Here is a 9,949-nt window from a genome sequence, read left to right as displayed (position 1 = left end):
ATCAGGCAAAACACTGAATCCAAATAGATTTGTGCAACAGCGCCTCTCCGCAGCATAAAATACGAATAATAACCTTAGAAGAGCATCAGGTTTTCATTTCTGTCCACAGGTTATTCTTTCCGGCGTCTTATGCGGGCCAGGGCAAAGGCCCGCGTCCTTCTGCCGGCAGGCCCGATGACCCCGCCCGAAGGGCCAGGGCGCTCTCAGCGCTTTGATGCCGGCGGCGGAATTTTTATTAGGCAGACCGGGTGGGTTCTGCCACTCTGACGCGATCAGACATCAGACCGGAGCCCGCCCATGACCCTGTCCCTGTCGCGCCGTGCCGCGCTTTCAACTGCTGCGCTGGGGGTGGCCGCCAGCATGCTTCCTGTCGCGTCTTCCGCGGCCCTTCCTCTTCAGGGCGGGCAGCTGCCCGCGTTTCAGCGCTTTCGCCTGGGCAGCTTTGAGGTGACAAGCCTTCTGGCGGCCTCCCGCATGATGGAAAAGCCCTTTGAAATCTTCGGGCTGAATGTCTCAGAGGCGGATCACGCGAAGGCGGCGGCGGATGCGTTTCTGCCGGTGGATGTGACGCGCAATTTCATGATCCCGGTCCTCGTGAACACCGGGCGGGAGCTGGTGCTTTTTGACACCGGCCTCACGCCGCAGGGCATCACGGCGGCGCTGGCCGCGGCGGGGGTGGCGCCCGATCAGATCGATATCGTCGTCATCACCCATATGCATGGCGATCATATCGGCGGGCTGTCGGGCGAGGCGGGGCCGACCTTCCCCAGTGCCCGCTATATCACCGGAGAGACCGAATTCGCCCATTGGGCGGCGGCTGAAAATGAGGGCTTTGAAAAGCACATCCGCCCGCTTGAGGCGCAGTTTACCCGCATCGGTGACACTGCCGAGATCCTGCCGGGGATCACCGCCATGCTTGCCCCGGGCCATACCCCCGGACATATGATCTATCACCTCGAAAGTGAGGGGCGGCGTCTGATGCTGACCGCCGATCTGACCAATCATTTCGCTTTTTCGCTGCCCAATCCCGATTGGGAGGTGCGCTATGACCTTGATAAAGCTCAGGCTGCGGAAAGCCGCCGTCGGGTGCTGGGGCTGATCGCGGACGACCGGATCCCCTTTATCGGCTACCACATGCCCTTCCCGGGCCTTGGCTATGTCGTGCGGGAGGGGCAGGGCTTTCGCTTTATCCCGCACAGCTATCAGCTGATGGAGGGCTGATCTGAGAGCGCCAGCGCGCGGGCCAGATCAGCGGTCAGTTCCGCGCGCATCTGCGCCGCCCGCAGCGGATCGGGCTGGCGCAGGATGGCTGAGGGGTGCCAGGTGATCAGCACCTCCCCCTCGTGTAAGCCGGTCTCGATGCAGCCGCGCCGCGCCGTCAGCGGCGCATCATCGCCCGTCAGCGCAAAGGCCGCAGAGCGGCCCATGGCCAGCGTCAGGCGGGGTTTCACAAAGGCCAGTTCCAGCCCCAGCCACCAGCGGCAGGCATCGATCTCGCCGCGGTTGGGGGGCTGGTGCAGGCGCTGTTTGCCGCGCGGCGCGAATTTGAAATGCTTTACCGCATTGGTCAGCCAGAGTTTTTCGGGACTGACGCCCGCCTCTGCCATGGCGGCGCGCAAAAGCTGGCCAGCGGGACCGACAAAAGCCCGGCCCTGCAGATCCTCCTGGTCGCCGGGCTGCTCGCCCACCACCATCAGCCGCGCCTGGGGATCGCCCTCGCCAAAGACGGTGCGGGTGGCCGCCTCACAAAGCCCGCAGCGGCGGCAGTGCAGCGCGGCCTGATGCGCCTCATCAAGGCTTTCCGGCACCTCAGGCGCGACTGGCATGGCGGCGCGGTAGCGGGTGGAAATGGTGGCCGCCCCGGCGCGCGGGCGGCTGGCCCCGGCCTCATGCATCCGCGCGACGCGGGCTTCGGCATCGGCCAGCATATCCGGGATCAGCGCCGTTTCGGGCATATTCTTCCAGTATTTCTTCGGCATCTCAGAGCGCATGGCATTGAGCTTGATGCGGGCCGGGTTGAAAATATTGGCAAAATAGGTGGCCCAAAGCGCTTCAGAGGCATCCTCGGGCAGATCGGGCCGCGCGCTGCCGGGACCAAAACTGACCTTCCCGCTGCGAAAGGTGGCGGTTTCATCCGGGGTGGCGATCAGCCAGTCCATATCGGCAAAGCGTTTGGCGAAAAAACTGCTGGCGGGGCGGGTGATGAAATGCTCCGGCTCAAACCAGGCGGCGAAGTTGCGGCGGTTGCTGACGGGCGGCAGTTCGCGAAACCGCACGAAGGCATGCATCTTATGGATGTCGCGGCCGATGTTTTTGGCCATCATCTGCAACTGCCGCCCCAGCGGATCGGCCTGAAGGGTGGGATCGCCCTCCCGCCGGTCGATCCGCCAGAGCGCCTGATAAAGAAGGTCGTATTTCTTCGGGTCACGGTGCGGCAGCACCCGGGTTGCCAGATCAAGAAAGGCCCTGGTGACCCGCATCTCTTTCGGCCCCGGCTGATCGGGCAGCGGGCCAGAGGAGAACAGCCCGCCATCCCCGGTCCAGTCGATGCGGTCGGGGGCCAGGCCATGGCTGAGGGCGCGGCGCGCGGCATCACGCCAAAGACCTTCCGTGTCGTTCAGCGGCAGGCGGGCGGCAAAGCTCACAGCAGCGACAATTGCTCAGGCGGCGGCGCAAAGCGGGCGCGCAGGTTCGCCTCATCCGTCAGGCCGCGCGGCGACCAGCCGGGCAGGGTGATGAAGGGCTGCGCCTTTTTCATCAGCGCCCCCATGCGCGACAGATCCTCATAGCGCAGGCTGCGGTTGCGGCGGCCCGCGATGATCCGGTCCACGGTCTTCACGCCAAAGCCCGGCACCCGCAACAGCAGATCCCGCGCGGCGCGGTTGATATCCAGCGGGAAAAGCCCGCGATGTTGCAGCGCCCAGGCCAGCTTGGGGTCGATCTCGAGATCGAGGTGGCCCTTTTGCGTGCCAGTGGCGATCTCTTCGGCGGAAAAGCCGTAAAACCGCAGCAGCCAGTCGGCCTGATAAAGGCGATGCTCGCGCAGCAGGGGTGGCTGCACCAGGGGCAGGGCGGCGGAGGCATCGGGGATCGGGCTGAAGGCCGAATAATAGACCCGGCGCAGCTTATAGCCGGTGTAAAGCCGGGTAGAGGTCGTGAGGATGGTCACATCATCCGCGCCATCCGCACCGATAATCATCTGGGTGCTTTGACCGGCGGGGGCGAATTTCGCCGCCCGCCGACCCGTGTGGGTTTTCTCCGCCGCGGCCTCCTGCTCAAGGCGGACCTGGGCCATGGCACCGCGAATGGTTTCGGGGCGCTTTTCGGGGGCCAGATCGCGCAGGGTCTCATCCTGCGGCAGCTCGACATTGATCGACAGACGATCCGCCCAGAGCCCCGCTTCTTTGATCAGCTCGGGCGAGGCATCGGGGATGGTTTTGAGGTGAATATAGCCGCGAAACTGATGCTCTTCGCGCAAAGTCCGCGCGATGCGGACCATATCCGCCATGGTCTGATCGGGGCTTTTGATGATCCCTGATGAGAGAAACAGCCCCTCGATGTAATTGCGGCGATAAAACTCCAGCGTCAGGCTGACCACTTCTTCGACTGAAAAACGCGCCCGCTCAACGTTGGAGGACACCCGATTGATGCAATAGGCGCAGTCAAAGATGCAGAAATTCGTCATCAGGATCTTCAGCAGCGAGATGCAGCGTCCGTCCGGCGTATAGGCGTGACAGATCCCCGTACCGCCCGAAGAGCCAATGCCGCCTTTGCGCGAGTCACGTTTTTCACCCCCGCTGGACGCGCAGGATGCATCATATTTCGCCGCGTCCGAGAGAATCGCGAGCTTCTCTTTAAGGGTAAGCTGTGCCATGGCGGTTCAATAAAGGTTCTCTGAATGTTCCTCAAGCAGATCTCGCGCAGAAGTGACGATCTGCGCGAGACTGAGGGCTTAGAAACGGCCTTCGCTGACCACGGCCACAAGGCCAAAGAACAGCAGCCCCAGCAGCACCGCAAAGAGGATCTTCCAGACCGACCAGGGCCGCTCGCCCTTCACCTTGCCGGTCTGCCCGTTGACGACATAGCGGTAGCTTTTGCCGTTGTACTTATAGGCCGCGGTCCAGACCGGCAGCAGGATGTGCTTGAAGGTCTCGTCCGACCAGTCGGTATCCACCCGCTCAATGCGCTGCTCATCGCCGCCGATGTCGCGGCGCACATCCATGGCGATCTGGTCTGACATGATCCCGCGCGCGCGGCCGTGGCCTTCGTCCAGCTGCACGCCATAAGCTTCGGCCTGAAAGCCGGAGAGATAGTCTTTGCGAAAGGGCTCCAGCCCGCCCAGATCCCAGGGCGCCAGCGCCTCGGTATGCTCGCGCGGAAGCGAGTTGGAGCCGATCACCAGCACATCGTCAAAGAAGCGCTCCACCCGCCCCGAAGCCCGGCTCCAGCGGATCTTGCGCACCTGCCGCTGCTGGCGCTGGGGCTTGCCGTCAACCATGACGGTGACCGTCTCGGTGACGTAATAGGCATCCCCGCGCATCCCGGAATAGCGCGACTGCGTATCGGAATCGAAGGTCCAGAACGGCACATAGATCCCGGTCAGCAGCCGCCCCTTGCGGGCAAACTGCGTCAGACCATTGGGGGCAAACCACAGGCTGCCGAGCCATTTCGCCATCCGCTCACGGGCATCGCGCTCGGGGATGCGGAAGGGGACGACGGCCTGGGGCCGGATCAGCCGCTGCGGCGGGCCGCCCGGCATCACGGGGGTGGCGCAGAAGGGGCAGGTGGTGGCCGAGACCAGCCCCTCCAGTTCCAGATCCGCGCCGCAGCCCGGACATTTCGAGATCTGCACCTCTTCCATGGCCGCACCCGGAAGCCGCCCGTTCAGCGCGGGCAGCAGCGGGTGCTCGACCATGGCCTGGCGGCGGTCCGCCTCGGGCGGGGCCTCCAGGGTTTCGGTATGGCCGCAATGCCCGCAGACCAGCTGGCTGGCTGCGGGGTTATAGGTCATCGCGGCGCCGCAGGCCGGGCAGGGCCAGCGGGAATTTTCCGACTTCATCGGGTCACTCTCCCTGTCACCCGGATCAGCTGGCGGGCGGCGGCGGCGGCGGCAGGCGCGACAGCAGGCTGCTCAGGGCAGGCACCTCTCCGGCGGGCTTCCAGCCCTCCATGCCGGGGCTCCAGACCTGGGTGGTGCGGCCAAAGCGGCCCTCGGCCATCAGGGCTTTCAGGCCTTCGGTGTTGAAGGGGCCTTTGGACTGTCCGGCCTCAGCGATATGCCAGTCGGTTTCCGGCACCGGCGGGGGCGGCGGCGGCGCAGCCGCAGCGGGGGCCGCAGCCGGACGTGCGCCCCAGGGGCCTGCGGCCATTGCGCCGCCCATGGCCATGCCCATGGCAGCCCCCATGCCCGCGCCCATGGCTTCTCCCATGCCCGAGCCGGGGGTGGTGGCGGCTTTGCTCATCGCCTCGGCGGCGGAGAACTGGGCGTATTTCGACAGATCTCCCACGATCCCCATCGAGGTGCGCTGGTCGAGCACCTTCTCCACCGCTTCGGGCAGCGAGATGTTTTCGATGATGAAGTCCGGCAGTTCGAGGCCGTATTGGGATACCGAAGGCTCCATGGCCTCTTTGACGAGCTTCGACAGATCGCCAAGGTTCGCCGCCATATCCAGCGCCGGGATCCCGGAGGAGGCGACCGCGCGGGTGAATTCCTGCACGATCACATCGCGGATATGCACGGTGATCTCTTCGGTGGTGAATTCGCCGTCGGTGCCGACGATCTCCTGCATGAATTTCGCGGGATCAATCACGCGCAGCGAATAGGCCCCGAAGGCGCGCAGACGCAGCGGGCCGAACTCCGGATCGCGCAGCATCAGCGGGTTGCGGGTGCCCCATTTCTGGCCCGTGAAGCGGGTCGTATTGACGAAATAGATCTCGGATTTGAACGGCGATTTAAAGCCGTGATCCCAGTGCTGCAGCGCCGTCATGATCGGCATGTTGTTGGTCTCAAGCTGGTAAAGCCCCGGACCAAAGACATCGGCGATCTGGCCTTCATGCACAAAGACCGCCGCCTGACCTTCGCGCACCGTCAGCTTGGCGCCATACATGATGGCATGGTCATAGCGCTCAAACCGCCAGACCATGGTGTCACGCGTGTCATCCACCCAATGGATGACATCAATGAACTGCCCTTTCAGAAAAGAGAACACCATCTCACCACTCCTCTCGGTCCGCGCGGCCTGCGCTTGCCCTTGTTCAAATACGCCGGGGTACGGGGGCAGGGCCCAAAGGCCCCGCTCAGCTGCCCCCCGGCAGACGTTCTGCAATCAGCGCCGGCAACAGCGGGCTGACCTCAGCTTCCCGCATCCCCGGACGCAGTCTTCTGTCATAGAGCAGCGACAGCAGCGTCTCATCCAGAGGGGTGAGGGTGGCAAATTCTTCGTCATCGTTAAAGATCGACGGACGCGCGCGGGCATAGTCATTCGCAAGCCCCAGCCCCTGGGCCAGTTCCTCGTGATAACAGGCCAACCGCATCAGATCGGGCATCTCTGCCCGCACCACGGCCAGAGCCTGGGTATAGACCGGGCTCGTCCCTGCCGAGATCGCCATGACCAGACAGAAGGTGGAAAGCGGCATCTCTGTTGCGGCGCGCAGCTCTCCGGGATCAAGCCCGGGGAAAAGCTTCGCCCAGTCCGGACCCATGCCGGGGCGCTCATCTTCGGAGACGACATAAAGCCAGAAATTCGGGCTTTGATCGCTCAGCCGCACCGAATGGCCGGTGACTTTTGAGAGCCGCTGCGCATAGGCCGCAATCACCGCGCGGTCATGGCTGCGGGCCGCCTCACTCACCGAGGGGCCAAAGCGCAGACCGATCCGCACCGGGGCCTGCCAGCGTCGCAGCTTGGAGGGCGTCTCACGGGCCACCAGCACGCCCGCACCGGGCGCGTATTCATCATAAAGCGCGATGCGGGTGAAATTCTCAGCGATCTGACGCGGGCCAAAGGGCGTATCCGCGCCGCCGCCGTCGCGGCGCAGCAGCCCACGGCTGAGAAGATCCGCCTCAACGGCAGCAAAATGCCGGGCCACGGCTTTTGATTCGCGCGACGGCTCCTGCGGCAGGGCGGGGATGACCGCCTCTGGCCGGGGGCTGGGCCGCAGCGGCGAGACCTGCGGGCTTTGCAACCCGCAGGCGATCAGTGCAGTCAGGCTCAGAAAAGATGCAGCAAGGCGAACCCGCTTTGCCGCACCACCGTCATCGCTCATTTCAGCCCCTTCCGGCCCCGGCTTCCGGCGCGCGCGCTTTGGACGAGGCGAGGGTCTCGCGCAGTTCCGCTTCCATCTTCACCAGTTCCTCCTCAGCCGAAGCGCGGCGCTTTTTGCCTTCATCGGCGATGGCCAGGCTTTCCTGGATCGTCGCGATCAGGGTCGCATTGGCTTCGCGCACGGCCTCAATGTCAAAGACGCCGCGCTCCATCTCGGTGCGGACAACGCGGTTGGCATCCTGGAGGTTCTTCGCGTTGGAGGTCAGCAGCTCATTGGTCAGATCATTGGCGCCGCGAATGGCCTCTGCCGCCTCGCGCGAGCGCTGGATGGTGACGGCCTGCGCCAGCTGGGTTTCCCACAGCGGCACGGTGTTCACCAGGGTCGAGTTGATCTTGGTGACCAGCGATTTGTCGTTTTCCTGCACCAGCCGGATCGAGGGCAGGCTCTGCATGGTGACCTGACGGGTCAGCTTCAGGTCATGGACCCGACGCTCCAGATCGTCGCGCGCGGCGCGCAGATCGCGCAGTTCCTGCGCTTTCAGCATCTGATCGTTTTCGGGCGCAGCCTCCATCGCGGCGACGGCGGCGGGAATGGTGGTGGCGTCCAGCTCTTTCAGTTTGGCTTCACCGGCGGCAATGTAAAGCGCCAGCTCATGATAGAAATCGAGGGTCTTTTCATAAAGCTTATCAAGCGCTTTGACGTCTTTCAGCAGCTTATGCTCATGGCCCAGCAGCTCATTGGTGATCTTGTCGATCTGGCCCTGAACATCCTCAAAGCGGGCGACAAATTTCGCAAAAGGTGCGGCGCGGCCCAGCAGTTTTTCCCACCAGGACTGCTTGCGGCGCACATCGAGTTCCGAGACCGAAAAGCCCCGGATCGAGGAGACCATCGAGGCCAGCGCATCACCTGCCGGACCCACGTCTTTGTTTTTGACGTCCTGCAGCATCTCCTGGCTGATGACCTGGAGTTCTGCCTGCGCCCGGGAGCCAAAGCCGATGATCGACTGCGTCGAGCCGATATCGAGTTCCGCCATCCGCGACCGGATCTCTTCCGCCAGAGGGGCCGGAGCCGCTTCCAGCGTCACAAGGCTGTTCTGCACTTCAGGCAGCGCCTTGGCCGTCAGCTGATCCAGTTCAGCGCTGATCTGTGCGGTGGCTTTCGGGTCAAGGGGTGTCATAACAGGCCTTTCGGTGAAATTCCGGGGCAGGACATCGGGCAGGATTAAGGATTGGCGGGGTCTGTCTGTGCCGCAGTGCGCGGCGCATCCAGGGCCAGACGTTCGCGCAGCACCTCAATCTCCACATCCATCCGCGTGCGGTCATTGGAGAGAAGAACATCGGTGCGCTGCGCAAAGCGGGTATCAAGATCGCTCAGAAGATCCGCGTAATCGGTCCGCGCTTTGGGATCGCGGGTGGTGGCATAGATCTGGGCAAAGCGCGCAGTGGCCTCTCTGGCCCCCTCAAGATAGACCGAGAGATAGCGCCGCGCCGCACTCAGATCGCGCGGGTCATTTTCCAGCGTGCGAAACATCGTCCGTGCGGTGGTCGAAAAGCGGTCGATCTGATCCATCAGGGCGCGGTCGGCCACCGGACGGGCACTCTCGCGCAGGGCGATGAGATGCTTTTCCGCCTCGGCCACAGCCGTGGCCACACGCTCGGTCTGAAAGGCGTCCACGCCCTCCATCCCCTTGTCGCGCATAGGATCTGCGCCAAAAGAGATGAAGTGCAGCGCCGCCCCGAGCAGGCCCAGAGCGCCGGGGCCAATCGCCTCAGCGCCCGGGGCCCAGGCCGCAAGGCCAATCCCGATCCCGCTCAGCAGCGAGCCAAAGATCTTGCGCGGAAAGGCCGGGCGGCGCGCGATGGCGCGGCTTTCCCACGCCTCATGGGCCTTTTCGCCCTCGCGCGTCAGCCAGGCCGAAAGCATCAGGATGCCAAAGGCCAGCAGATCCGCCGCAAGCCCCGTTGGCCCCTGCGAAAAGGCCACCAGCGGCAGCGCAAAGGGGAAGACAAAGAGCATATTCACCCGCGCCCCCAGCCGCGAAGGACGCGCTGTCTGCAGGGGACGGCCCTGTGCGCCCGGGGCGCTTTGCGGCTGCGGGCTGAATTTGCCACCAAAACGCTGGCTCATGCGCCGGTTCCCGTGAAGGCTGCGTAAAGCATCAGCATGGCCCAAAGGGCAAAGGCCGTGCGTTTGATCCCAGTCTGACCCATTTTCACCGATCCGGTCTGATTTCACCAAAACTATAGGGCAGGCCCCGGTTCCGATCCAGCTAAACAAGGCAAGCCGCCCGCTTTTTGGCGGTCCCCTGCCGGAGAGAAACGCGCACCGATTTCAAAGGGTTCCCAAGCCGCGCAGAAGTTCTTTGAAATGCAGGCGGCCCCCCTGCGCATCCGCAGGGGGGCCGCTCTGGCAATGTCAGGCCGTCTCAGCCCCGGCTGCGCGGGCCTTTGGTGCCCGGACGTGCGCCAGGTTTCGGGCCGGGTTTCGGACCACGCCCGAAGGGCGCTTTCGGGCCCGCCCCATCGCGACCGGGCGCCTTGCCAAAGCCGCCCCGCGGTGCCGCATCCTCGCGGCTGCGGAAGGTCTTAGGGGCATCACCCTTTGCGCCACCCCGCGAGAACCCACCGCGCGCCGGACCGTCTTCCCGCGCCTTGAAGTTCCCCGAGGGACGACGCTCATCACCGTC

At 64.2% G+C, this 9,949-nt stretch carries 8 protein-coding genes and 1 pseudogene; 1 reads left to right on the top strand and 8 read right to left on the bottom strand.

Annotation, left to right across the window (positions count from 1 at the left end):
• Positions 1-297 precede the first annotated feature (297 nt).
• Entirely contained in the window at positions 298-1,221 is a 924-nt protein-coding gene (locus EG244_RS19545; RefSeq protein WP_124966834.1) for an MBL fold metallo-hydrolase, read from the top strand.
• On the opposite strand, the gene EG244_RS19540 is transcribed toward EG244_RS19545, so the two are convergent.
• From EG244_RS19540 to EG244_RS20575, 8 genes and pseudogenes are all read right to left on the bottom strand, one after another.
• Positions 1,203-2,645 (bottom strand): UdgX family uracil-DNA binding protein, encoded by a 1,443-nt coding sequence (locus EG244_RS19540; protein ID WP_124966833.1) that lies wholly within the window; start codon positions 2,643-2,645, stop codon positions 1,203-1,205. The genes EG244_RS19545 and EG244_RS19540 overlap by 19 nt on opposite strands.
• Positions 2,642-3,874 carry a putative DNA modification/repair radical SAM protein gene (locus EG244_RS19535; RefSeq protein WP_124966832.1) on the bottom strand — a complete coding sequence of 411 codons (1,233 nt, stop codon included), beginning with the start codon at positions 3,872-3,874 and terminating at the stop codon, positions 2,642-2,644. The genes EG244_RS19540 and EG244_RS19535 overlap by 4 nt, the downstream gene beginning before the upstream one ends.
• A gap of 78 nt (positions 3,875-3,952) precedes the next feature.
• Complete coding sequence (locus EG244_RS19530) at positions 3,953-5,059, bottom strand: primosomal protein N' (replication factor Y) - superfamily II helicase (protein WP_124966831.1); 1,107 nt, start codon at positions 5,057-5,059, stop codon at positions 3,953-3,955.
• Between the two features lie 25 nt (positions 5,060-5,084).
• Complete coding sequence (locus tag EG244_RS19525; protein ID WP_124966830.1) at positions 5,085-6,212, bottom strand: SPFH domain-containing protein; 1,128 nt, start codon at positions 6,210-6,212, stop codon at positions 5,085-5,087.
• Between the two features lie 85 nt (positions 6,213-6,297).
• Entirely contained in the window at positions 6,298-7,263 is a 966-nt protein-coding gene (locus EG244_RS19520) for a DUF2927 domain-containing protein (protein ID WP_124966829.1), read from the bottom strand.
• 1 nt (position 7,264) lies between these two features.
• A complete protein-coding gene (locus tag EG244_RS19515; protein WP_124966828.1) occupies positions 7,265-8,440 on the bottom strand; it encodes a toxic anion resistance protein in 1,176 nt (391 codons plus the stop codon).
• 44 nt (positions 8,441-8,484) lie between these two features.
• Positions 8,485-9,390: a 5-bromo-4-chloroindolyl phosphate hydrolysis family protein gene (locus tag EG244_RS19510; protein WP_124966827.1), complete on the bottom strand. Its 906-nt coding sequence runs from the start codon at positions 9,388-9,390 to the stop codon at positions 8,485-8,487.
• Between the two features lie 298 nt (positions 9,391-9,688).
• Positions 9,689-9,949 (bottom strand): annotated as a pseudogene (locus tag EG244_RS20575) (hypothetical protein); the annotation flags it as partial.

Origin of the sequence: Falsigemmobacter faecalis, assembly GCF_003863335.1 — a bacterium.
GTDB lineage: Bacteria > Pseudomonadota > Alphaproteobacteria > Rhodobacterales > Rhodobacteraceae > Wagnerdoeblera > Wagnerdoeblera faecalis.
The sequence above is the reverse complement of the archived record's forward strand: the minus strand, read 5'-3'. Positions and strand labels throughout refer to the sequence as shown.

Excerpts from the sequence above, each read along its gene's own strand:
- EG244_RS19525 (WP_124966830.1), bottom strand. The coding sequence starts at position 6,212 with ATGGTGTTCTCTTTTCTGAAAGGGCAGTTCATTGATGTCATCCATTGG.
- EG244_RS19535 (WP_124966832.1), bottom strand. The coding sequence starts at position 3,874 with ATGGCACAGCTTACCCTTAAAGAGAAGCTCGCGATTCTCTCGGACGCG.
- EG244_RS19520 (WP_124966829.1), bottom strand. The coding sequence starts at position 7,263 with ATGAGCGATGACGGTGGTGCGGCAAAGCGGGTTCGCCTTGCTGCATCT.
- EG244_RS19515 (WP_124966828.1), bottom strand. The coding sequence starts at position 8,440 with ATGACACCCCTTGACCCGAAAGCCACCGCACAGATCAGCGCTGAACTG.
- EG244_RS19545 (WP_124966834.1), top strand. The coding sequence starts at position 298 with ATGACCCTGTCCCTGTCGCGCCGTGCCGCGCTTTCAACTGCTGCGCTG.
- EG244_RS19510 (WP_124966827.1), bottom strand. The coding sequence starts at position 9,390 with ATGAGCCAGCGTTTTGGTGGCAAATTCAGCCCGCAGCCGCAAAGCGCC.
- EG244_RS19530 (WP_124966831.1), bottom strand. The coding sequence starts at position 5,059 with ATGAAGTCGGAAAATTCCCGCTGGCCCTGCCCGGCCTGCGGCGCCGCG.